This is a genomic window from Sphingosinicella xenopeptidilytica (assembly GCF_042676985.1).
In the GTDB taxonomy this organism is placed as follows: domain Bacteria; phylum Pseudomonadota; class Alphaproteobacteria; order Sphingomonadales; family Sphingomonadaceae; genus Sphingosinicella; species Sphingosinicella xenopeptidilytica.
In genome coordinates this window covers 59,377-80,058 of record NZ_JBHTIK010000007.1, presented here as the reverse complement: position 1 = coordinate 80,058, position 20,682 = coordinate 59,377, and the positions used below count along the sequence as shown (strand labels likewise).

31 protein-coding genes are annotated in these 20,682 nt (G+C 65.8%); 23 read left to right on the top strand and 8 right to left on the bottom strand.

What is annotated here, in order from left to right:
• A partial coding sequence (locus ACFQ00_RS12585; protein WP_381491289.1) for a hypothetical protein occupies positions 1 to 863 on the bottom strand: 863 nt, incomplete at its 3' end.
• Here ACFQ00_RS12585 and ACFQ00_RS12580 point away from each other — a divergent pair.
• Entirely contained in the window at positions 856 to 1,233 is a 378-nt protein-coding gene (locus tag ACFQ00_RS12580; RefSeq protein WP_381491286.1) for a hypothetical protein, read from the top strand. The two genes, ACFQ00_RS12585 and ACFQ00_RS12580, sit on opposite strands and share 8 nt — an antisense overlap.
• Before the next feature lie 199 nt (positions 1,234 to 1,432).
• Here ACFQ00_RS12580 and ACFQ00_RS12575 read toward each other — a convergent pair whose 3' ends face one another.
• Together ACFQ00_RS12575 and pspF are read right to left on the bottom strand one after the other, a co-directional pair.
• The gene (locus ACFQ00_RS12575; protein ID WP_381491283.1) at positions 1,433 to 2,026 is read right to left on the bottom strand and encodes a superoxide dismutase; all 594 of its coding nucleotides are present in this window, start codon (positions 2,024 to 2,026) and stop codon (positions 1,433 to 1,435) included.
• A 72-nt stretch (positions 2,027 to 2,098) separates the two neighbouring features.
• A complete protein-coding gene (gene pspF, locus ACFQ00_RS12570) occupies positions 2,099 to 3,112 on the bottom strand; it encodes a phage shock protein operon transcriptional activator (protein ID WP_381491280.1) in 1,014 nt (337 codons plus the stop codon).
• Between the two features lie 188 nt (positions 3,113 to 3,300).
• On the opposite strand from pspF, the gene ACFQ00_RS12565 reads away from it, so the two are divergent.
• From ACFQ00_RS12565 to ACFQ00_RS12525, 9 genes are all read left to right on the top strand, one after another.
• A complete protein-coding gene (locus ACFQ00_RS12565; protein ID WP_381491277.1) occupies positions 3,301 to 3,477 on the top strand; it encodes a hypothetical protein in 177 nt (58 codons plus the stop codon).
• Between the two features lie 90 nt (positions 3,478 to 3,567).
• A complete protein-coding gene (pspA, locus tag ACFQ00_RS12560; protein ID WP_381491274.1) occupies positions 3,568 to 4,239 on the top strand; it encodes a phage shock protein PspA in 672 nt (223 codons plus the stop codon).
• A 3-nt stretch (positions 4,240 to 4,242) separates the two neighbouring features.
• Positions 4,243 to 4,533: an envelope stress response membrane protein PspB gene (gene pspB / locus ACFQ00_RS12555; protein ID WP_381491271.1), complete on the top strand. Its 291-nt coding sequence runs from the start codon at positions 4,243 to 4,245 to the stop codon at positions 4,531 to 4,533.
• Complete coding sequence (locus ACFQ00_RS12550; protein ID WP_381491268.1) at positions 4,530 to 4,724, top strand: PspC domain-containing protein; 195 nt, start codon at positions 4,530 to 4,532, stop codon at positions 4,722 to 4,724. The genes pspB and ACFQ00_RS12550 overlap by 4 nt, the downstream gene beginning before the upstream one ends.
• Positions 4,725 to 4,762: 38 nt before the next feature.
• Positions 4,763 to 5,140, top strand: a complete 378-nt coding sequence (pspC, locus tag ACFQ00_RS12545) for an envelope stress response membrane protein PspC (protein WP_381491265.1) — start codon at positions 4,763 to 4,765, stop codon at positions 5,138 to 5,140.
• 28 nt (positions 5,141 to 5,168) lie between these two features.
• Positions 5,169 to 5,453, top strand: a complete 285-nt coding sequence (locus tag ACFQ00_RS12540) for a hypothetical protein (protein WP_381491262.1) — start codon at positions 5,169 to 5,171, stop codon at positions 5,451 to 5,453.
• A 17-nt stretch (positions 5,454 to 5,470) separates the two neighbouring features.
• On the top strand, positions 5,471 to 5,797 hold the full coding sequence (locus ACFQ00_RS12535; protein ID WP_381491259.1) for a hypothetical protein: 327 nt from the start codon (positions 5,471 to 5,473) through the stop codon (positions 5,795 to 5,797).
• Between the two features lie 33 nt (positions 5,798 to 5,830).
• A complete protein-coding gene (locus ACFQ00_RS12530; RefSeq protein ID WP_374596847.1) occupies positions 5,831 to 6,064 on the top strand; it encodes a hypothetical protein in 234 nt (77 codons plus the stop codon).
• Positions 6,065 to 6,079: 15 nt separating this feature from the next.
• A complete protein-coding gene (locus ACFQ00_RS12525; protein WP_374596845.1) occupies positions 6,080 to 6,310 on the top strand; it encodes a hypothetical protein in 231 nt (76 codons plus the stop codon).
• 18 nt (positions 6,311 to 6,328) lie between these two features.
• On the opposite strand, the gene ACFQ00_RS12520 is transcribed toward ACFQ00_RS12525, so the two are convergent.
• The gene (locus tag ACFQ00_RS12520; RefSeq protein ID WP_381491256.1) at positions 6,329 to 6,619 is read right to left on the bottom strand and encodes a TFIIB-type zinc ribbon-containing protein; all 291 of its coding nucleotides are present in this window, start codon (positions 6,617 to 6,619) and stop codon (positions 6,329 to 6,331) included.
• A 211-nt stretch (positions 6,620 to 6,830) separates the two neighbouring features.
• Between ACFQ00_RS12520 and ACFQ00_RS12515 the strand changes: the two genes are divergently transcribed.
• The 3 genes from ACFQ00_RS12515 to ACFQ00_RS12505 are packed head-to-tail and all read left to right on the top strand — an operon-like array spanning position 6,831 to position 8,121.
• Entirely contained in the window at positions 6,831 to 7,247 is a 417-nt protein-coding gene (locus ACFQ00_RS12515) for a SufE family protein (protein ID WP_381491253.1), read from the top strand.
• Entirely contained in the window at positions 7,244 to 7,687 is a 444-nt protein-coding gene (locus ACFQ00_RS12510) for a PaaI family thioesterase (RefSeq protein ID WP_381491250.1), read from the top strand. The genes ACFQ00_RS12515 and ACFQ00_RS12510 overlap by 4 nt, the downstream gene beginning before the upstream one ends.
• Positions 7,684 to 8,121 carry a PaaI family thioesterase gene (locus tag ACFQ00_RS12505; RefSeq protein WP_381491247.1) on the top strand — a complete coding sequence of 146 codons (438 nt, stop codon included), beginning with the start codon at positions 7,684 to 7,686 and terminating at the stop codon, positions 8,119 to 8,121. Before ACFQ00_RS12510 ends, ACFQ00_RS12505 begins: the two co-directional genes overlap by 4 nt.
• Positions 8,122 to 8,124: 3 nt before the next feature.
• Here the strand turns inward: ACFQ00_RS12505 and ACFQ00_RS12500 are convergent, their stop codons facing one another.
• The 3 genes from ACFQ00_RS12500 to ACFQ00_RS12490 all read right to left on the bottom strand — a co-directional run bounded on the left by ACFQ00_RS12500 (position 8,125) and on the right by ACFQ00_RS12490 (position 11,013).
• Positions 8,125 to 8,658, bottom strand: a complete 534-nt coding sequence (locus ACFQ00_RS12500; RefSeq protein ID WP_381491244.1) for a J domain-containing protein — start codon at positions 8,656 to 8,658, stop codon at positions 8,125 to 8,127.
• Positions 8,658 to 9,257: a DUF937 domain-containing protein gene (locus tag ACFQ00_RS12495; RefSeq protein ID WP_381491241.1), complete on the bottom strand. Its 600-nt coding sequence runs from the start codon at positions 9,255 to 9,257 to the stop codon at positions 8,658 to 8,660. Before ACFQ00_RS12495 ends, ACFQ00_RS12500 begins: the two co-directional genes overlap by 1 nt.
• Positions 9,258 to 9,411: 154 nt before the next feature.
• Positions 9,412 to 11,013, bottom strand: a complete 1,602-nt coding sequence (locus ACFQ00_RS12490; RefSeq protein WP_381491238.1) for a phosphoenolpyruvate carboxykinase — start codon at positions 11,011 to 11,013, stop codon at positions 9,412 to 9,414.
• A gap of 140 nt (positions 11,014 to 11,153) precedes the next feature.
• On the opposite strand from ACFQ00_RS12490, the gene ACFQ00_RS12485 reads away from it, so the two are divergent.
• From ACFQ00_RS12485 to ACFQ00_RS12455, 7 genes are read left to right on the top strand one after another with little or no spacing between them, the layout of a single operon-like run.
• Positions 11,154 to 11,873, top strand: a complete 720-nt coding sequence (locus ACFQ00_RS12485; protein WP_381491235.1) for a response regulator transcription factor — start codon at positions 11,154 to 11,156, stop codon at positions 11,871 to 11,873.
• A complete protein-coding gene (locus tag ACFQ00_RS12480; RefSeq protein WP_381491233.1) occupies positions 11,842 to 13,434 on the top strand; it encodes a stimulus-sensing domain-containing protein in 1,593 nt (530 codons plus the stop codon). The genes ACFQ00_RS12485 and ACFQ00_RS12480 overlap by 32 nt, the downstream gene beginning before the upstream one ends.
• Positions 13,431 to 13,850 (top strand): HPr kinase/phosphorylase, encoded by a 420-nt coding sequence (locus tag ACFQ00_RS12475; protein ID WP_381491231.1) that lies wholly within the window; start codon positions 13,431 to 13,433, stop codon positions 13,848 to 13,850. The genes ACFQ00_RS12480 and ACFQ00_RS12475 overlap by 4 nt, the downstream gene beginning before the upstream one ends.
• Before the next feature lie 8 nt (positions 13,851 to 13,858).
• Positions 13,859 to 14,815: an RNase adapter RapZ gene (gene rapZ, locus ACFQ00_RS12470; RefSeq protein WP_381491228.1), complete on the top strand. Its 957-nt coding sequence runs from the start codon at positions 13,859 to 13,861 to the stop codon at positions 14,813 to 14,815.
• Complete coding sequence (locus ACFQ00_RS12465) at positions 14,812 to 15,216, top strand: PTS sugar transporter subunit IIA (protein ID WP_381491225.1); 405 nt, start codon at positions 14,812 to 14,814, stop codon at positions 15,214 to 15,216. Before rapZ ends, ACFQ00_RS12465 begins: the two co-directional genes overlap by 4 nt.
• 53 nt (positions 15,217 to 15,269) lie before the next feature.
• Positions 15,270 to 15,521 (top strand): HPr family phosphocarrier protein, encoded by a 252-nt coding sequence (locus ACFQ00_RS12460; protein ID WP_381491222.1) that lies wholly within the window; start codon positions 15,270 to 15,272, stop codon positions 15,519 to 15,521.
• On the top strand, positions 15,521 to 16,321 hold the full coding sequence (locus ACFQ00_RS12455; RefSeq protein ID WP_381491220.1) for a TrmH family RNA methyltransferase: 801 nt from the start codon (positions 15,521 to 15,523) through the stop codon (positions 16,319 to 16,321). The genes ACFQ00_RS12460 and ACFQ00_RS12455 overlap by 1 nt, the downstream gene beginning before the upstream one ends.
• Here the strand turns inward: ACFQ00_RS12455 and rmuC are convergent, their stop codons facing one another.
• Complete coding sequence (rmuC, locus tag ACFQ00_RS12450; protein ID WP_381491217.1) at positions 16,322 to 17,707, bottom strand: DNA recombination protein RmuC; 1,386 nt, start codon at positions 17,705 to 17,707, stop codon at positions 16,322 to 16,324. It abuts the gene before it with no gap.
• A 123-nt stretch (positions 17,708 to 17,830) separates the two neighbouring features.
• Between rmuC and ACFQ00_RS12445 the strand changes: the two genes are divergently transcribed.
• The 3 genes from ACFQ00_RS12445 to ACFQ00_RS12435 are packed head-to-tail and all read left to right on the top strand — an operon-like array spanning position 17,831 to position 20,680.
• Positions 17,831 to 18,748, top strand: coding sequence for an SMP-30/gluconolactonase/LRE family protein (locus tag ACFQ00_RS12445; RefSeq protein WP_381491214.1), 918 nt, complete (start codon positions 17,831 to 17,833; stop codon positions 18,746 to 18,748).
• Positions 18,741 to 19,886, top strand: a complete 1,146-nt coding sequence (locus tag ACFQ00_RS12440; protein WP_374596807.1) for an ABC transporter permease — start codon at positions 18,741 to 18,743, stop codon at positions 19,884 to 19,886. The genes ACFQ00_RS12445 and ACFQ00_RS12440 overlap by 8 nt, the downstream gene beginning before the upstream one ends.
• Entirely contained in the window at positions 19,886 to 20,680 is a 795-nt protein-coding gene (locus ACFQ00_RS12435) for an ABC transporter ATP-binding protein (RefSeq protein WP_381491212.1), read from the top strand. The genes ACFQ00_RS12440 and ACFQ00_RS12435 overlap by 1 nt, the downstream gene beginning before the upstream one ends.
• Positions 20,681 to 20,682: the final 2 nt, after the last annotated feature.

Below are 20,682 nucleotides of genomic sequence, written 5' to 3'. Positions count from 1 at the left end.
ATCGCCGCGCGCGGATCTCCCGTCGCAAGCCAGTACGCATAGCCATGATTGAACAAATGCGCTTCATCGCGACCGTGTGCGTAGCACGTGCCGGCGGTGGCGCTGATCTGGCTCAGCCATGGGTAGTCGGCCGGAGCGCACCATTCGCCTTCATCACCCATGCTGTCGGCTTTGGAACTGCTACCTTCGTTGATGTAAGCCCTGTCCCCACTAAGCGGAATCTGGGGATCCCGAAGCATGTTGTGGTTTTCGGACCAGATCGCGAGGTTCGGAAGGCTCAGGCCGTAGAGCGTCTGGATGCGATTCTGTTCGGACGCTTCGTTGAAGACCGCGCTGTTCCCCGCAAAAGCCGCTGCGATCATTACGGTGTCGTCGCCGGAAATGAACCCGCGCGACGATCCATATTCGCCGCCAGCCCCGGTAATGGCATAGGCAATGGCGTTGTTCATGCCCGATTTGCCATAAATGCGCCCCGGAACGTAACCGATCTTGTTCTCGTCGGTCCGGTTGGTCTGTAACGTGGGAGATTTCGGCCAACCGGCGAAGGCCGCACTCGTATAAGGCAGCACACGCTTCGCGCTGACCGCGGTACGGAGCCGGTCCATGGACGGCGCGATCGGTTCGCCGTTGTCGATGCACTTCATGCTACCGTTCAGCACGGAGAGCGACGTTTCCACTCCGCTGACGGACAGCGCATAGCGGCGCTCGCCGACGGACGTGTCGTTCGGCACTGCATAGCGGACGATGCAGACGCTCCACCACGTCGGGCGGCTTGCAAGCCCGAAAAGATAGGCGCGGCCGCCGCTGACGGGCCCGAGATCGCTGACGGGCCATGTGCCGGTCGGGGTGGTGATCGTGTCCATCGCCGTCGCGGAAAGCCGCGCGCCAGCCACGGACACGCTGACCGGACCAGAAGGCATCGCCGGATCAGCCGGTGGAGGCGTCGGCGTGGGAGTTGGCGTCGGTGTGGGTGTCGGCGTCGGAGTTGGTGTCGGCGTCGGTGTGGGCGTCGGTGTGGGTGTCGGCGTCGGTGTGGGCGTCGGCGTCGGCGTCGGTGTGGGCGTCGGTGTGGGCGTCGGAGACGGGTCCGACGGGGCTGCCGTCGGCGGCGTGGTGCCGCCCGCATCGGTTTGCGTGCCACCAGAACTGCCGCCGCCACAGGCCGACAGAAGAATGAACGCGGACAGAAAAGCCACAGGCTGGCCCCGGCCGCGCAGACGCCCAGCAGAATAAATGTTCATTGACCCCAACGACCCCTCGTTGTGACCGCAAAATTGCGGATTTGAGGGGATTCTTGGGCGCCAACTCTAAACAAATGCCTAATACATCAAGTGTCGTGCGACACTTTGATGGTTAAGACAGGCGAAGTGATTGTAATTACGGAGTCGAAATGTCGGTTAATTTCCTATTTTCTTTTGTCCGCAACATTTCATCAACGAAGATTGGTCGCCGCAAAAGACCAGTTTATCGTATTCGTTAAGAAATCGTCTACGAAGTCGGGTCGGGCATTCTGGTAATCCAGATAATAGGCGTGCTCCCAAACATCGAGCGTGATGAGTGGGTTAAGCCCTTCGTGAACGAGCGCAGAGTCGGCATCGTGGGTCGAAATGATCTTGAGCCCGCCTGCGCCCTCCTGGCAGAGCCACGCCCATCCGCTGCCGAAATGACCGGTCGCTTCCGCCTTGAAGGCTTCGTTGAACTTGGAGAGGCCGCCGAAAGCCGAGTCGATCAGATCCTTCAGCTTGCCTTCCGGCCCGGTGGGCTCCGGCGACAACGAATTCCAGAAGAACGTGTGATTCCAGGTCTGCGCCGCATTGTTGAAGAGCGACTGATCGCCCTTCGCCTTCGCGGCGCGGACGATCTCCTCGATCGGCTTGTCCTCAAGCGGCGTGCCGGCGATCGCGGCATTGGTCTTTTCGACATAAGCCTTGTGATGCTTGCCGTGATGGAAATCGAGCGTGCGGGCGGACATGTGCGGCTCCAGCGCGTCGCGGGCGAACGGCAGGGGCGGGAATTCGATGGCCATCGTGTCTCCTCGGAGCGGAAAAGCAGGAAAGGTTTTCTGGAAAACGCAGAGAAACGCCCGAGGTTGCGTAGGTCAGGATGTCGCAGCCCGGAGCAGGCCGTGGCGGCGCATACAGTGCCTGAGCTGATCGTAGGTGACGGCGAGCGCCTCTGCGGCGGCGCGCTGGTTGTAGCGGCAGGTTTCGAGCGTGCGGACGAGAATGTCCCGTTCATATTCCGCCATCGCGGCGCGCAGGTCGCTGACCGCAGCGCGCTGCTCGGCGGCCGCGACTGCGGGCTCCGCGCCCGCCATCACGATCGATTGCCTCGGCCGCCACGGGGAGTCGAACGGATCGAACTGTAGCGCATCAACGGGCGTCGCCGGATCGCCCCAGCGGTAGAGCGCGCGCTCCACGACGTTCTTCAGCTCGCGGACGTTGCCCGGCCATGCGTAGGCGCGCAGTTGCTGGCGTACTTCGCGACTGAACCCCGGAAAGTCCGGCCAGCCGAGCTCAACGGACATGCGGCGCGCGAAATGGTTCGCCAGTTCCATGATATCGTCGGAACGCGCGCGCAGCGGCGGCAGCGTGATCACTTCGAACGACAGCCGGTCGAGCAGGTCGGCGCGGAAGCGCCCCTTGTCGACAAGCGCGGGCAGATCCTCGTTGGTGGCACCGACGATGCGCACGTCGACGGTGAGCGGCCGGTTCGCGCCGAGGCGCGTCAGCTCGCCATATTCGACGACGCGCAGCAGGCGCTCCTGCGCGGCGGAAGACAGCGTGCCGACCTCGTCCAGGAACAGCGTGCCCCCGTCCGCCTCCTCGAACCGCCCGCGGCGGGCCGAGGTTGCACCGGTGAAGGCCCCGGCCTCGTAGCCGAAGAGCTCGGCATCGATGAGGTTTTCGGACATCGCCGCACAGTTCATCGCGATGAACGGCTCATCCCACCGGAGACTGAGGCGGTGCAAACGCTCCGCGACCATCTCCTTACCGGTTCCGCGCTCGCCGATGACGAGCACGGGGCGGTTGAGCGCAGCAGCAAGGCTCGCCCGCTCGATCGCATCGAGCAGCTCGGTCGATTGGCCAACGAGAGTCACCGAGTCCTTCATTGCCAATATTTAGCAAATTTCCCCAATTTTTTGCAATACGCACATAGGGAAATTTCGCCAGTCTCCAACCGAAATATGCATAACGTATTGAAAACACACAAATCACAGCGTGCCAGAAAAACTGGCACAACCCTTGCTGAACATTGGGCAACGGATTTGAAAGCAACAGTTAAACACAGGAGGCATCAATGCTTACGCAGGCCAACAGCAACATGTTCCGGACCCTCTTCTGCACCGTCGGTGCGGTCGCGGTCAGCTCGGTCTTCCTCTTCGCCGCGGCGGGTCCCGCCCGCGCCGAAGCCCCGGCCAAGCTTGCCCAGGTCCAGATCATCCCGGTTTCGACGAGCGCCCCGATCGTTTACTGATCGGCCCGCAGCGTCTAGCGGCCGGAGCGGATCCCCCCCCACTCCCCTCCCGCTCCGGCCGCCACCTTCAACTTCAGGAGTTCAGACCAGATGGGCATTTTCTCGAGGACGCGCGACATCATCGCCGCAAACGTCACCGACCTTCTCGACCGCGCCGAAGACCCGGCGAAGATGATCCGCATGATCATCATGGAGATGGAAGAGACGCTCGTGGAAGTCCGCGCCTCCGCCGCCCGCACTATCGCCGACCAGAAGGAAATGCGCCGCACGATCATGAAACTGGATCAGGCGCAGGCGACGTGGGCCGAGAAGGCTGAACTGGCCCTGTCGAAGGGTCGCGAGGATCTCGCCAAGGCGGCGCTGCTCGAAAAGCAGAAGATGAGCGGCAACGGCGCCCAGCTGCAGGCCGAAGTCGATCTGCTCGACGAACAGCTCTCGCACTACGAAGGCGACATCCAGAAGCTGGAAAGCAAGCTTCGCGAGGCACGCACACGCCAATCGGCGCTGCTGTCGCGGCTGGAGACGGCGAACAACCGGGTGCGGATGCGCAGCCTGCTGCGCGGCCCGAAGGTGGACGAGGCCTTCTCGCGCTTCGATGTGCTGGAACGCCGCGTCGACTACGCCGAAGGCCAGGTGGACGCGCTCGCGCTCGGCGAGACGCGCAGCCTGGAGATGCAGATCGCCGATCTGCGCACCGACGATGCCGTCGAGGCCGAGCTTGCCGCGCTGAAGACCAAGATGGCCCAGAAGCAGGAGGGTTGATCCATGGCTGAAGCTATTGTCCCGCTTGTCGCCGTCATCGTCATCTTCATCGGTATGCCCTGGCTGTTCCTGCACTACCGGATGAAATCCAAGCAGAACCGAAGCCTTTCGATCGAGGACGAGCGTATGCTCGACGATCTTCACCAGGCGGCACTCCGCCTTGAAGACCGGCTGCAGACGATCGAGCGCATCATGTCGGTCGACAACCCCAACTGGCGCCACATCGCCGCTGGAAGCCCGGTCGGCGAGCGCCTTGAAGACACACGCACTGCTGAGATCAGGAGGATGAAATGAGCTTCGCACTCGACAAGAGAAACGCCATTTTCCTCGGCGTCTGCGCCGGCTTCGCAAAAATGACGAACACGGATGCGCTCTGGTGGCGGCTCGGCGCCGTCGTCGGCACCGTCGTCGGCTTCGGGCTGCTGCCGATCATCTACCTGCTCATCGCCTGGCTCGCCCAGCCGCGCACCGCCCATGACGCCTGATCCATACGCCTGATACGATCCGAAAACGGGAGGCACCGATGTCCAGCCGCACCAAATTCTACCTCAACAAGCGCGAAAAGAAGTGGCTGGGCGTCTGCGCCGGGCTTGCGGACTTCACGGGTATCGATGTGCTCTGGTGGCGCGTGGGCGCCGTTGTCGGCACCATCCTCGGCGCTGGCATCCTGCCCGTCGCCTATCTGGTGATCGGTTTCATGGCGTCGGACAAGCCGTCGGAATTCTACGGCGAAAGCATCACCGATCAGAAGTTCTGGCAGAAGGTGCGGGTCGCGCCGAGCCGCTCGATCCGCGACGTTCACGCCAGCTTCCGCGACATCGACCGCCGCCTCGCCCACGTGGAGCGGCACTACACATCGCAGAACACCCGGCTCGCCGACGAGATCGACAGCCTGCGCTAGCGCGGCCAAGACAGGGGGGACATCAATCATGCCTGCCGAAGTCGGATTTCTGATCGGTCTCCTCGCTGGAGCCGCCGGCATGTGGCTGGTGCTTTACAGCCGACCCGCGGCAGCAAGCGAGCCCGCAGAAGCCGCCGCGGAGACGCCGGTGTTCAGCTTCGAGCGGGAACTGGAAACACGCCGCCTCGCCGCCGAGAACGCCGCGCTGATCACCCAGATGGAGGATGTGCGCGAACGACTGGCTACACTGGAACGCCTGGCGATCGACCGCTCCACGCGGCTCGCCGATGAAATAGAGGCCCTGCGGGCCTGAACAAGAGGGACAGGATCATGGACATCTTCATCTACCCCTATCTCCCCTGGATCGTCGGCGGCGGTTTCGCGCTGGGCGCGCTGGGCATCGCGGGCTGGGTGTTCACGACCTTCATGCGCATCAAGCACGGCTATCCGCTGGAAAACGCCTGGGGCATGGCGGTGCATCCCAAGGTTTCAACCGAAGCCCAGGAGCGCATCACGCTGCTGACCAATGAAAACGTCCAGCTTCGCGCCGAACTCGGCAGCGTCAAGGATCGGCTCGCCACGATCGAGCGCATCGTCACCGACGGATCCTTCAGGCTGGAAAACGAGATCGAACAGCTTCGCGGCAAGAAGAACTGAGCCTGCGCCAAGCCAACAGGGAAAGACCAAGCGATGCACGTGTTCGAAATGGTGGTTCTGATCGTTGCCATCTCGGTCTTCGGCAAGATCGTGCTTCAATACATGAAGCAGAGGGGCCGCGGACGGCCCGATGCCGAGCTCGAAAACGACCGCCTGCGCGGCGAGATCGGCAACCTCAAGGACCGCATCGCAACGCTGGAACGGCTGGCGACCGACAGGAGCCGGCTGCTGGCTGACGAAATCGACGCGCTCGGGCGCGATCGGTAGGAAGGAGTGATGGACATGCCCGGATTTGAAAGTCTGATCGTCATCACCGCCGGGGCCATATTGGGGCTCGGTATGCTCGCCAGCATCGCCGCCTGGTGCTGGAAGGGCTGGCTCGAACTGAAGCGCGCGGAACTCGGAAACGGTCGTGCCGTCGCGGGCCCGCCCGTCTCCGGCCGGATCGACGTCGCTGATCTCAAGGAACGCGTGCGCAAACTGGAAGCGATCGCCGCCGGCGTCGATTACTGACGCCGGCAACGCCGATCCTCAGTCGAACAGTTCCTCGAGGAAGGATTTCCGCTTTTTTCCATAGCCGTAGCCATAAGACTTGTTCTCGCGCGCATAGCGATCGTCGTCCCGCCGGGGCACGGGAATGCGCGGTACCTCGGACGGCGCGGCCTCCCGGGTGCTTCTCTCCAGAATCTTGTCCAGCTCGCCGCGGTCCAGCCAGACGCCCCGGCACTGCGGGCAATAATCGATCTCTACGCCCTGACGCTCGCTCATCACGAGCGGCACCTTGCACACGGGGCACGGCATTCCGGCGGCGGGGTTCGTCATCTGTGGGTCTTTCCTCCAGTGTGAATGCCAATCACATCGACCGGCATCGAGATGGCTCGATGCGGTCCGACATCGCAGATCGCCAAAGATGACGACCGCCAGAGGGGCCCGGCCCGCGCCTTCCAGATGAGCGCACGCCACCGCGCTTTCAAGACCCGCCAATCCCTTCGGCTTGACGCGGCGGTGCGGCTCGCCCAAGTCTTCGCCCGCAATGACACTGCCCGCCTTCGACACCATCCGCGACGATTTCGAGATCCTCGACGAGCCCGACGAGCGCTACCGCCTGCTCATCGACCTCGGCAAGGCGCTGGAGCCGATGCCGGACGCGCTGAAGACCGACGCCACCAAGGTGCGCGGCTGCTCGGCGAGCGTGTGGGTGTATCCGACCACGGCCGAGAAGGGCCGACTCCATTTCCTTGCCGACAGCGACGCCGCGATCACCAAGGGTATCGTCGCGCTGATCCTGACACTGGTGCAGGATCGCACGGCGGACGAGGTGCTGGCGATGGACATCGCTGCCGAACTCGCGCCGTTCGCGCTTGCGAAGCACCTCTCCTCGAACCGCACGCAGGGCATCCCCAACATGATCGCGCTGATCCGCGAAACCGCCGCGCGGCTCGCCGCGTGACGCCGATCCTGAAGCCCGTCGTCGATGGCTTCCTGCGGTTCCTGCCGCACGTGAAGGCGCTCGGCATCGGCTTTCACGGTATCGGCGACAACTGGGCGGAACTTGCCCTGCCCTACGCCGAACATCTCGTCGCCTATCCGGGCGATGACGGCACGCCCGGCATCATCGCCTCGGGCGCGATCTTCTCGCTGATGGATACGGTCGGCGGCATGTCGGTGATCGCGCAATCGAAGCGCCTGGTCCCTCAGGCGACGCTCGACCTCCGGATCGACTATCTGCGCCCGGCGGAACCCGGCAAGACCGTGATCGGACGTGCCGAAGTGACGAAGCTGACGCGCGCCGTCGCCTTCGTGAAGGGCATCGCGCACGACGGCGACGCAGACGACCCCTTGGCACTGATGACAGCAAGCTACATGTTCACGGCGGGCGCGAAGGCATGAACTTCGACACGCTGGTCCGCGAGCTTCTGGGCGCCCCCGACGAAGGGCCGCTGTCCTCGCTGCCCTACGCCCGCACGCTCGGCCTCAGCTACCGGCGCGATGCGGACGGGATCACGATCATCATGCCCTTCTCGAAGGCTCTGATCGGCGCGCCGAACCGGCTGCACGGCGGCACTGTCGCCGGTCTGCTCGAAATCGCCTCGATCGCGCAGCTCGTCCACGTCCTGGGCCGCGAGGAGACCTCACCGGGCGTGAAGCCCATCAACGTGACGGTCGATTATCTCCGCGCTGCCGCCTGCGAGACCACATATGCCGCCGCGATCGTCACCCGCATGGGCCGCCGCATCGCCAACGTGCGCGCGGAAGCTTGGCAGGGAGACCGGAGCGCGCCGGTCGCCGCCGCACACATGAACGTGATGCTGGTGCGGGAATAGCGCTCAGTCGCCCTTCCAGCTCTTGCCCTCTTCAGCGCGCCGCAGCACTTCATAGGCAGCCTGCACGGCATGGAACTGCCGCGCAGCCTCCTTGTTGCCCTGGTTGCGATCGGGGTGATGCAGCTTCGCGAGCTTGCGGTAGGCGCGCTTCACCGCCTCGAAATCGGCGTCGTCTTCCAGTTCGAGCGCGCGCAGGGCATCGAGTTCGCCGCGCGTGCGGCTGCCGTCGCCCGGGCCGGTCCACTGCCAGTGGCGCGCCTGCTCGAATGCCGTGTCGCCGCGCTCGGCCTGTTCGCGCGCGGCGGCCTCCTCCTTGGTCAGCCCCTCGAAGTAGTTCCAGCCCTTGTTGTATTCAGCGGCGTGCGTCTCGCAGAACCACCAGCGCTCCGGGCTGTTCGGCGACTTCGGCGCGGGCCGGTCGCCGGGGGCCGTGCAGCCGTGCCGGTCACACAGACGCACGTTCACCGCCTCGCGGGCGCTGCCGTAGCTGCGCCAGCGGGGGAACCCCCAATCGTCCTTGCGAGTCTGCCGTGCCACTAGCGCCCGCCGAGCTTGCCCGCCATGCCGATGATGTCGTCGAGCGGATTGCCGTCGCCGTCGAGATCAAGCATCGACGCAAGACCGCCGAGCCCGCCCTGCGATGCAGCCTTGCCGCCGCCCGTAAGGCCCCCGAGCACCTGCCCGAGCATCCCGCCCAGACCGCCGCCGCCCGCGTTCGCACCCGACTTGCCGCCCTGCTGCGCCATGTAACCGGCAACAGCCATCGCCAGCAGCGGCAGCATCTTCTTGAGGAGGCCGGAATCGAGACCCGTCGAATTCGCGGCCTGCCCGGCCACCGTGCGGCTCACGTCCTTGGACCCGAAGATCTGGCCGAGCACGTCGTTGCCCTGATCGGCGGGCGTCGCGCCCGGCGCGAGCACGGCATCGAGCAGCCCGCCGCCGCCAAGCCCGCCGAGCACCCCGGCCAGCCCTTCAAGGCCGCCGCCTCCGCCGCCTGCCTGCTTCTTGAAACCGCCGAGGATCGCCGGAAGCAGCGCGCCAGCACCGCTCGCCGCGGTCTTCTCATCGACGCCGAGCTGCTGCGCGATCGAAGACAGCGCACCTGTCTGCTGAAGCACCGATACCAAATCCGCCATGTCCGTCTCCTGTACGAGCCCCCGAATCCGCCCCGAATCCGCAGAGTACGCGGCACGATCCGCAAGCGCCAGTGACAGGCTTGCGACACATCTCGCCGAAAACGAAAACGCGCCGGCCGCGAAGGACCGGCGCACGTTCAGGTCTGCTCCGGCGTCAGGCCGCCTTGGGGGCCGCCTGCCGAACGCCTTCATCCACGTGATCGGAGAACTGGGCGAAATTGTCGATGAACAGCCCGACCAGCTTGCGGGCCTGCGCATCATACGCGGCTTTGTCCGCCCACGTTTCGCGCGGGTTCAGGATCGCGCTGTCGACGCCCGGCACCGCCGTGGGCACCTCGAAGCCGAAGAACGGATCGGTGACGAAGTTCGCGCCCTTGAGGCTGCCGTCGAGCGCAGCGTTCAAAAGCGCGCGCGTCGCCTTGATCGGCATCCGGTGGCCGGTGCCGTAGGCGCCGCCCGTCCAGCCCGTATTGACCAGCCAGCAATCGACGCCGCCCTTGGCGATACGCTCCTTGAGGAGGTTGCCGTAAACGCTCGGGTGGCGCGGCATGAACGGTGCGCCGAAGCAGGTGGAGAAGGTCGCGCTCGGCTCGGTGACGCCGATCTCGGTGCCGGCGACGCGCGCCGTATAGCCCGAGAGGAAGTGGTACATCGCCTGTTCGGGCGTGAGCTTCGCGATCGGCGGCAGCACGCCGTAAGCATCCGCGGTGAGAAAGATGATGTTCTTCGGCACCGGGCCGAGGTTCTTCTCCGAGGCATTCGGGATGAAGTCGATCGGGTAGGAGCCGCGGCTGTTTTCGGCGAGGCTGTTGTCGTCGAGGTTGATCTTGCGCGTGGTGGGATCGATCACGACGTTCTCGAGCACCGTGCCGAAGCGGCGCGTCGTCGCGTAGATCTCCGGCTCGGCCTCGGCCGAGAGGTTGATCACCTTGGCGTAGCAGCCGCCTTCGAAATTGAAGACTGCCGTGTCCGACCAGCCGTGCTCGTCGTCACCGATAAGCGTGCGCGAGGCATCGGCCGAAAGCGTCGTCTTGCCCGTGCCCGAAAGCCCGAAGAACACCGCGCTCGACCCGTCGCTGCCGATATTGGCGCTGCAGTGCATGGGCATGACGCCCTGCTCGGGGAGCATGTAGTTGAGGAGGCCGAACACCGACTTCTTCATCTCGCCCGCATAAGCCGTGCCGCCGATGAGGATCAGCTTTTCGGTGAAGTTGACCGCGATCACCGTCTCGGTGCGGCAGCCGTGGCGCGCCGGATCGGCGCGGAAGCTCGGCAGGTCGATGATCGTGAACTCGGGCACGAAGCCGGGAAGCTCAGCGACGCCCGGACGGACGAGCAGCGTGCGGATGAAGAGGTTGTGCCATGCAAGCTCGTTGATGACGCGCACGCGCACGCGATACTCCGGCTGCGACCCGCCGTAGAGATCCTGCACGAACAGCGTTTTCTTCTCAGCCAGCGCCGCCAGGAAATCGGCCTTGAGCGCGGCGAAATGCTCGGGGCTCATCTTCTGGTTGCCGCCGTTGAACCAGATGTTGCCCTGCGTCGTCGCGTCCTCGACCGTAAACTTGTCCTTAGCGGAACGCCCCGTGTGCTTGCCGGTCTTCACGACGAACGCGCCGTGCTCGGAGAGGAGGCCTTCCTCGCGCGCCACGGCCTTTTCGATCAGCGGGGCGGTGCCCAGGTTCCAGTGAAGTTCCGCCCCGGTGGTAATGCCCTGTTTCTCAAGGGTGAAGGCGGGAATCGGGGACGCGGTCATGATCACTCCTCAAGGATTCGGGCGGGCGCTTTTGCGGGAGCCCCTACACGATTCGCGCGCGATACGTCAAAAAATGCAAAGTTGGCGTTAAACGCGATCCGGTTTGCGCCGCGATTCTCGTTGGTTTAGTGGAGCATTCCATGTCATCCGCGCCCGCAACGATCGCCCTTGTCGACGACGACCGCAACATCCTGACCTCGGTCTCGATCGCGCTGCAGGCCGAGGGCTATACCGTCCGCGTCTATTCGGACGGGGCGAGCGCGCTGAAAGCGCTGACCGACAATCCGCCCGACCTCGCCGTGCTCGACATCAAGATGCCGCGCATGGACGGGATGGAGCTGCTGCTGAAGCTGCGCGAGAAATCGAACCTGCCGGTGATCTTCCTCACCTCCAAGGACACCGAGATCGACGAGGCGCTCGGCCTTGCGATGGGCGCGGACGACTATATCGGCAAGCCGTTCAGCCAGCGGCTGCTCATCGAACGCATCCGCGCCGTGCTGCGCCGCGCGCAGAACCGGGCCCAGCCTGTGGGCGAAAGCCCCGAGGAAGAAGAGGCCCGCACGCTGACGCGCGGACGGCTTTCGATGGATACCGGCCGCCACCGCGTGACGTGGGACGGCAGGGAGGTGCAGCTCACCGTCACCGAATTCCTGATCCTGGAAACACTGGCGATGCGCCCCGGCTTCGTGAAGTCGCGCGATCAGCTGATGGACGCCGCCTATCAGGACGACGTCTACGTGGACGACCGCACCATCGACAGCCACATCAAGCGGCTGCGCAAGAAGTTCCGCGCGGTCGATTCGACCTTCGAGGCGATCGAAACCCTGTATGGCGTCGGCTACCGCTTTGACGAGGAGTAGCGAGGGCGGACGCGACGACACGCAGCTCCGGTGGTCGCGTGGCTGGTCGCTGACGGCGCGCATCCTTGCGGTCAACATGTTCGCGGTGCTGATGCTCGCGGGCGGCATCATCTACCTCGACAGCTTCCGCGAACGGATGCTCGAACGCCGCGCCGAGGAAGCCGGTGTCGCGGCGGACCTGATGGCGGCAGCGGTCTCGGAACGGATGCTGCAGGCGCCGAACCGGCTCGCCCCGATGCTGGAGCGTTTCGGGAAGACCACCGATGCACGGCTCCGCATCTATGATCGGCAAGGCGCCCGCGTGCTCGACAGCTGGGCACTCACCGGCCCCACCTTCACGCTGCGCGACCCCAACGCGGAGCCGCTGCGCAAGGACGTTGCGCGCTTTCTCGACCGGCTGATCGAAGGCGCGGTCGGCGCGCGGCAGTTCGCACGCTTTGCGGAGCCCACACCCGATATCCGCAGCGCCTGGCCAGAAGCGGAAACCGCGCTCGCCGGGAAATCGGTGGCGACTGCGATCCGCTTCGCGCCAGACCGCACCATCGTGATCACCGCTGCCGCCCCGCTCGCGGACGGCAGCGTGCTCCACATGACGATCGACGCGCGCGACGTGACACGCGGCGTGCGCGACGAACGGCTGACGCTGTTCGTGATCTTCCTTGGCGTGCTGCTGCTCTCGCTGCTGCTGTCGAGCTTCCTTGCGCGCACCATCGTGCGCCCGCTGCGCCGCCTCGCCATCGCCGCGCAGCGCGTGCGGCTGGGCCGCGCGCGCGAGGTAACGATCCCGCGCTTCCAGAAGCGCCGCGACGAGATCGGCGCGCTTTCCCGTACGCTTTCGGACATGACCGCCGCGCTCCGCGCCCGGATCGACGCGACCGAGGCCTTCGCCGCCGATGTCGCGCACGAGATCAAGAACCCGCTCGCCTCGCTGCGCTCCGCCGTCGACGCGATGGGGAACGTGAAGGACCCGGAGCTTTCCGCGCGGCTGCTCACCGTGGTGCGTGACGACGTGCAGCGGATCGACCGGCTGATTTCCGACATTTCCGACGCCTCGCGTCTCGATGCGGAGCTGAGCCGCGTGCGCTTCGAGCGCATCGACCTCGGCGTCATGCTCGCGACGCTGATGAGCATTTACGAGACGCAGCCGGCAACCGCGGGCGTGACGCTGGCGTTCGCGCGGCCGCAGTTCGGATCAGCCGTGGTGAACGGTGACGGCAGCCGCCTCGCGCAGGTCGCCCGCAACCTCATCGACAACGCGATCAGCTTCTCGCCCTCCGGCGGCCTCGTGCAGGTGACGGTGGCGCGCGTTGGCGAGCGCGTGCTGATGCGCGTCGACGACGACGGCCCCGGTCTGCCCGCCGAGGGCATCAACCGCATCTTCGAGCGCTTCTATTCGGAGCGGCCGGAAGGCGAGGCCTTCGGGAAGCACTCGGGCCTCGGGCTCGCCATCGCCAAGGCCATCGTGGAGGCGCACGACGGCACCATCGCCGCCGAGAACCGCATCGAGCGCGACGAGGTGAAGGGCGCGCGCTTCACCGTCAGCCTGCCCGCCACGCAATGACGCGCATTCACGCCACCGCTGTTTCCATCGGCGGCAAGGCGGTGCTGCTGACCGGCGCGTCCGGAGCGGGGAAATCCGATCTCGCGCTCCGGCTGATCGACCGGGGCGCCGTGCTCGTGGCCGACGATCAGGTCGAACTCACCGTACGGGAGGCGCGACTGTTCGCTTCGCCGCCGGCCACGATCGCGGGCCGAATCGAGGTTCGCGGCGTTGGCATCGTGACGAAAGCCTTCGCCGAAAACATGCCCGTCGCGCTCATCGTGGACCTCGATGCGGTGCCTGAGCGGCTGCCGGAAGCGCAGATGCGCGTGCTCAGCGGCGTCGCCGTATCGCTTGCCGCACTCGACCCGCGCGAAATCAGCGCACCCCTCAAGGTCGAACTGCTCTTGAGCAGTTGTCCAACAGCACTAGATTAGGGGGCATTATGGCCAATGCCGATCCCGACGCCCCCCGTGCGCCTTTGCTGCTCGTTACCGGCATGTCCGGTGCGGGGCGCTCGACGGCGCTGAAAGCGCTTGAGGACAACGGCTTCGAGGTCGTCGACAACCTGCCGCTTTCGCTTCTGAAGCGCCTGCTGGCGGTGCACGACAAGACCCTGACCGGTGGTGATTCGGACCGGCCGCTCGCGGTGGGCATCGACGCGCGCACGCACGCTTTCGATGCGGAATCGGTCGTTTCTCACATCAAGACGATGCGTGAGCGCGGCATCGATGCGCGCGTGCTGTTCATCGATTGCGCGGGCGGCGAGCTTGTCCGCCGCTTTTCGGAAACGCGCCGCCGGCATCCGCTGGCGCTCGACCGGCCCGCCGCCGACGGCATCGCGCGCGAGCGCGAGGTGATGGCGCCGCTGCGACGCTGGGCCGACATCGTCATCGATACCACCGATTTCAGCGTCCACGACCTGAGGCGCACGATTCGCGAGAAATTCGCCCGCCACCGGCGCGGCGAACTGACGCTGACCGTGATGTCCTTCGGATTCGCGCGCGGACTACCGCGCGACGCCGACATGGTGTTCGACATGCGATTCCTCGCCAACCCGCACTGGCAGCCGGGTCTCCGTCCGCTGACCGGAAAGGACGAAGCCGTGGGGCGCTATGTTGCTGCCGATCCGGCTTATGTCGATGCTTTTGAACGGATTTCCAGCCTCGTCCTCTCGCTGATCCCCAGCTACCGGCGCGAGGGCAAGGCCTATCTCACCATCGCCATCGGCTGCACCGGCGGCCGCCACCGGTCGGTTTTTGTTGCCGAACGCCTTGCCGAGACGATAAGGGCCGCCGGCTATACGTTGAACATCGTGCACCGCGACATGAGCGGGCACAGCGAGGGCGTGGAGGCCGAAGGCTTCGCGCTCCCGGATCATGGAGAGAGACTGCCCGCATGATCGGTATTGTGCTGGTGACGCACGGGCGGCTTGCGGCTGAGTTCGTCGCGGCCATGGAACACGTGGTCGGCCCCCAGAAGAACGTCGCCTCGATCTGCATCGATGCAGATGACGACATGGAGGTGCGCCGCGCCGACATCGCGAGCGCGGTGAAGACGGTGGACACCGGGCGCGGCGTCGTTATCCTCACAGACATGTTCGGGGGGACGCCATCCAACCTTGCGATCTCGCTGCTTTCGGGCGGCCATGTGGAGGTCATCGCCGGGGTCAACCTGCCGATGCTGATCCGCCTCGCCAGCGTGCGCGGTGAAATGAAGCTCGCCGAGGCGGTGGTGGCGGCGCAGGAAGCGGGCCGCAAATACATCTCGGTCGCATCGAAGATTCTGGGAGAGGTCGCCTGAGCGACGATACGGACGGCGTTCCGCTCGGCGACGAGGTCGCCGTCCGCCAGCGCGTGCTCATTCGCAACAAACGCGGTCTCCATGCGCGCGCCAGCGCCAAGTTCGTGACGCTGACCTCGGAGTTCACCGCCACGGTCACGGTGGAAAAGGATGGCCAGCGCGTCACCGGCACCTCGATCATGGGCCTGATGATGCTGGCCGCGAGCCCCGGCGACGAGATCGAGATCATCGCGAGCGGCACCGACGCGGACGCCGCGCTCGCCGCGCTCGTCGGCCTCGTCGAGGACCGCTTCGGCGAGGAATAATGACCCGCCGCATCACCAGCTTTTCCAACGAGACGATCAAACGCATCCGGTCGCTGGAACAGAAGAAATTCCGCCGCATAGAGAACCGCTTCATGGCGGAGGGAATGCGGATCGTCGCCGAGGCGGCGGAGGCGGGGCGCATCGCCGAAACGCTCGTTTTCGCGGAGGACCTCGCGGAGCACGCGCTGCTCCGGCGGCTCATCGCCCAGTGCGAGACGGCGGGCGGCGAGGCGATCGAGGTGCCGCGCGAGATCCTTCACAAGATCACCGGCAAGGACAATCCGCAGGCGCTCGTCGGCGTGTTTCCGATCCCCGAGGCGCGACTAGAAGACCTCGACCGGAATTCCTCAGACGTCTGGACCGTGTGCCAGTCGCTGAAAGACCCCGGCAACCTCGGCACGATCCTGCGCACGAACGATGCGGTGGGCGCGGGCGGGCTGATCCTGCTCGACCAGAGCTGCGACCCATGGTCCGTCGAGGCCGTGCGCGCCTCGATGGGAGCGCTGTTCACGCAGCCGATCGTGCAGACGACCGGCACGGCGTTCTTCGAATGGCTGCGCTCCGGCCCCGCTATGCTCGTCGGCACCAGCCTGCGCACGGACCACGACTATCAGGACGTCCGCTACGAAGCGCCGACCTTCATCCTGATGGGCAACGAGCAGCACGGCCTGCCGGAGGGCTACGAAGCCGCCTGTGACGTGCTGGTGAAGATCCCGATGCGCGGCAAGGCTGATTCGCTGAACGTCGCCGTCAGCTGCGCGGTGATGCTCTACGAAGTGCTGAACCAGCGGCGGCGATGATCACTCCGCCGCGAGCTTGGTAAGCGGCCGCGGCTCGCCGGTGACGCGCGGCAGTTCCTCCACGGTTTTGGACGGTGCGGCGATGGCATGCTCGCGCAGCCGATGCGCCGAGGTCATCACCTGGCTTTCTAGGCTGCCGACCATCTTGTTGTACGCCGTATTCGCCGCTTCGAGATTCCGGCCGACCTTCGCGACATGCTCGCCCATCGTCGCCAGCCGGTCGTAGAGCTGCTTGCCGAGCTCGGCGATGGCGCGCGCGTCGGCGCTTGCCCGCTCCTGCTGCCACACCATCGCCACGGTGCGCGCAATCGCGATGAGGTTGGTGGGCGAGGCGAGCAGCACGCGGCGCTGGAACGCTGTTTCGAACAGCTCCTGATCCGCCTCCAGCGCGGCGGCGAGGAAGTTCTCCCCCGGCACGAACATGATGACGAAATCGAGCGTGTCGCCGAACTGCTCGGAATAGCTCTTCTTCCCCAGTGCATCGACATGGACGCGCAGGTTGCGGGCGTGCGCGAGAAGATGCGCGCGCCGCGCGTCCTCGTCCGGCGCGTCGAGCGCGTCCTGATAGGAATTGAGCGAGCACTTGGCGTCGATCACCAGCACGCGCTCGCCGGGCAGATGCACCACGGCATCGGGGCGCTGACGTCCGTCTTCCGTTTCCACCGAAACCTCCTCGGCAAAATCGACGTGCGGCGACAGGCCGGCCATTTCGAGCACACGGCGCAGCTGATGTTCGCCCCAGCGCCCACGCGCCTTGGGCGCGCTGCGGAGCGCATTGACGAGCTTCGCCGCCTCACCCGAAACGCGTTCCTGTCCCTGCTTCACCTCGGCGATCGCATTGTGGATGGCGCCGTAGGCGGTCGCCCGCGCCTCTTCGATCTGGCCGAGCTTCTGCTCGTACTTCGCCAGCGTGTCGCGCATCGGCTGAATGAGCTTGTCCATCTCGGCGCGGTTCTTCTGAAGCCCCTCTCCGGCCGCCTCGCGGTGCCGCTTCAGCGTCTCCTCGGCAAGCTTCACGAACGTCTCGTGACTCTTCGAAAGCGATGCGCTGGCGAGCGTGTCGAAGCGCTGCTGCAGGTCCGCTTCGCGTTCGGCGAAGGCCCGCTCGCGTTCGTCGGCGCGGCTTTTCAGCTCGGCGAGCGCGACACTGTCTTTCCTGAGTTCAGCAATCTCGGCCGTTAGCCCGTCCACGGCCGCCGCGCGCTGCTCGGCGAGCGCCTTGTCGGTGCGCAGCGCTGCCACCGCATCCGCCAGCCCGTCCCGCTCGGCGCGCAGCGAATCGCGTTCGGTGCGCAGCGCCGCCTTGTCGCGCGCCCAGAGCAGCCAGCCGAGGCCGCAGCCGACGGCCAGCATCGCAAGGCTGACAATCAGGGCGAGAGGGGTCATGCGGCGCGCCTTCGGACGTGAACAGATAGGGAACTGCATTGCTAGCGCAATTGCTCCCCGGACGCAAAGACCTTGCATCGAAAGCGCTTTGGCGGACAGGATGCAGCGGGAGGACGGAGCGGAATGAGCGCAGTCGAAATCGTCGCCGAGGGCCTAGAGTTTCCCGAAGGGCCGGTGTGGATGCAGGACGGCAGCGTTATCGTCGTCGAGATCGCGGCGGGCCGCATCACGCGCGTGCTGCCGGACGGCCGCACCGAGGTGATCGCCACGCCGGGCGGCGGACCCAACGGTGCCGCAATCGGCCCGGACGGCGCGCTCTACGTGTGCAACAACGGCGGCTTCGAGTGGATGCGCCAGGACGGGCTGCTGATCCCCGGCCACATCGCCGCCGATTACACGACCGGACGCATCGAGCGGATCGACCTTTCGACCGGAAAGGTCGAGCGGCTCTATGCCGAGTGCGACGGCCGCGCCCTCTCCGGCCCGAACGATATCGTGTTCGACGCGGATGGCGGTTTCTGGTTCACCGACCTCGGCAAGATTCGCGAGCACGCCACCGACCACGGCGGGCTCTACTATGCGAAGGCCGACGGCTCCCGCATCCGCTGCGCCGTCTACGGCCCGAACATGAACGGCGTCGGTCTCTCGCCCGATGGACGCACCGTGTATACGGCGCTCACCATGGAGCGGACCGTGCTTGCCTTCGACATCACCGGCCCCGGCGAGGTCGCGCCCTCGCCGCTCGACGCGCTGCCGGGACGGGTCGTAACGGCGTTCGGTGGGCACACCCTCCTCGATTCGCTGGCGATCGACGCCGACGGCAACATCTGCGTGGCGACGCTCGTCGCGCAGCCCGGCATCACCTCCGTCGATCCCGCCACGGGCGCGCAGACTTGGCGGGACTTCCCCGACCTGCTTTCCACCAACATCTGCTTCGGCGGCGCGGACATGCAGGATGCGTGGGTGACGCTGTCCTCCACCGGCCGGCTCGCGAAAACGCGCTGGGACCGGCCCGGCCTGAGACTTGCGCACTATGGCTGAGGCGGAGGCCCCCGCGGAGGGCCGGATCAGCGAGAGCGAGACGGACGAAGGGCGCACGGTACACCTCTCCGGCCGCATGACGATCCGCTTCATCGACCCGATCTCGCAGCGTCTGCGCGCGCTTGAAGCCGATCCCGAGCCGCTTACCGTCGATCTCGCCGACATCGAGCGCATCGACACGGCGGGCGCGTGGGTGCTCTATCGCACGCGCACGGCGCGCGAGGCCGCGGGCCTCCCCTTCCGGCTGACGGGCGCAAGCGACAAGGCCGAAGAGCTGATCGAGCAGATCTGCTCGCATACCCAGCCGACCAAGATCCGGCCAGACCCGCTGCCGGGCTTCATCCGCACGCTGGAAAAGCTCGGCGCTTGGATCACCTTCGCGGCGACGACATTCGGCGGTTTCCTCGCCTTCCTCGGCCTCACGCTCGTTTCGCTCGGCAAGGTGATCGCGGCACGGCGGGCCTTCCGGTGGCGCGCGTTCATCAACCAGTTCGAGGCGGTGGGCGTCGCCTCGCTCGGCATTATCGGGCTGATGAGCTTCCTTGTCGGCATCGTCGTCGCGCAGCAGGGCGCGGTGCAGCTGCGCCAGTTCGGCGCCGACGTGTTCGTCATCAATCTCGTCGGGCGCATCACCTTCCGCGAGCTTGGCGTGCTGATGACCGCGATCATGGTCGCGGGCCGCTCGGGCAGCGCATTCGCCGCGCAGATCGGCTCGATGAAGCTTGCCGAGGAGGTGGACGCGATGCGCACGATCGGTATGCCGCCGATCGAGGTGCTGGTGATCCCCCGCCTGCTCGCCGCCGTGCTCGCGATGCCGCTTCTCGCCTTCTACGGGTCGATGCTCGGCATCCTCGGCGGTATGTTGCTGACGTGGGTTTCGCTCGGCATCCCGCCCGCGACGTTCATTCAGCGGCTTCAGGAGGTGGTGCCGCTCACCGACGTGTGGGTCGGGCTCATCAAGGCGCCGGTGTTCGGGCTCGTCATCGCCGTCACCGGCTGTTTCCAGGGGATGCAGGTGCGCGGCAACGCCGAGGAGGTGGGGCTTCGCACCACGGCTGCCGTGGTGCAGGCGATCTTCCTCGTCATCGTGCTCGATGCCTTTTTCGCCGTGTTCTTCTCGGCGATCGGGTGGAACTGATGACGGGAGCAGACGACCGCCGCGGCCCCGTGATCCGCGTCACCGGCCTTCGCAACAGCTTCGGCGACCAGGTGATCCACGAGAACCTCGACCTTGAGGTCCGGCGCGGCGAGATCATCGGCATCGTCGGCGGATCGGGCACGGGCAAGACCGTGCTGATGCGATCGATCATCGGGCTTCAACGCTACACCGCCGGCGAGGTGGAAATCTTCGGTCGTCGCGTCAGCGGCCTCGGCGAGCTCGAGGAGCTGGAGCTGCGCCGCCAGTTCGGCGTGCTGTTCCAGAACGGTGCGCTGTTTTCCACGCTCACGGTGGCCGAGAACATCGAAGTGCCGATGCGCGAGTTCTACCACATCGAAGACGCGCTGATGGACGAGATCGCGGCCTACAAGATCGCGATGGTCGGCCTGCCCCCCGATGCCGGCCCCAAGCACCCGAGCGAGCTTTCGGGCGGCATGAAGAAGCGCGCCGGCCTTGCCCGCGCGCTCGCGCTCGACCCGCGCCTGCTTTTCCTCGACGAGCCCACGGCGGGCCTCGATCCGATCGGCGCGGCGGCCTTCGACCAGCTCATCCTGCAGCTTCGCGAGACGCTCGACCTCACCGTGTTCCTCATCACGCACGATCTCGACACGCTGCACACGATTTGCGACCGTGTCGCGGTGCTGGCGGACAAGCGCGTGCTGACGGTGGGAACTATCGACGAACTTCTGGCTTTCGATCATCCGTGGGTTCAGGAGTATTTCCGGGGTCCGCGCGGACGCGCCGCGCTTGCGAGCGCTGCAGCAGGGGGTTGATT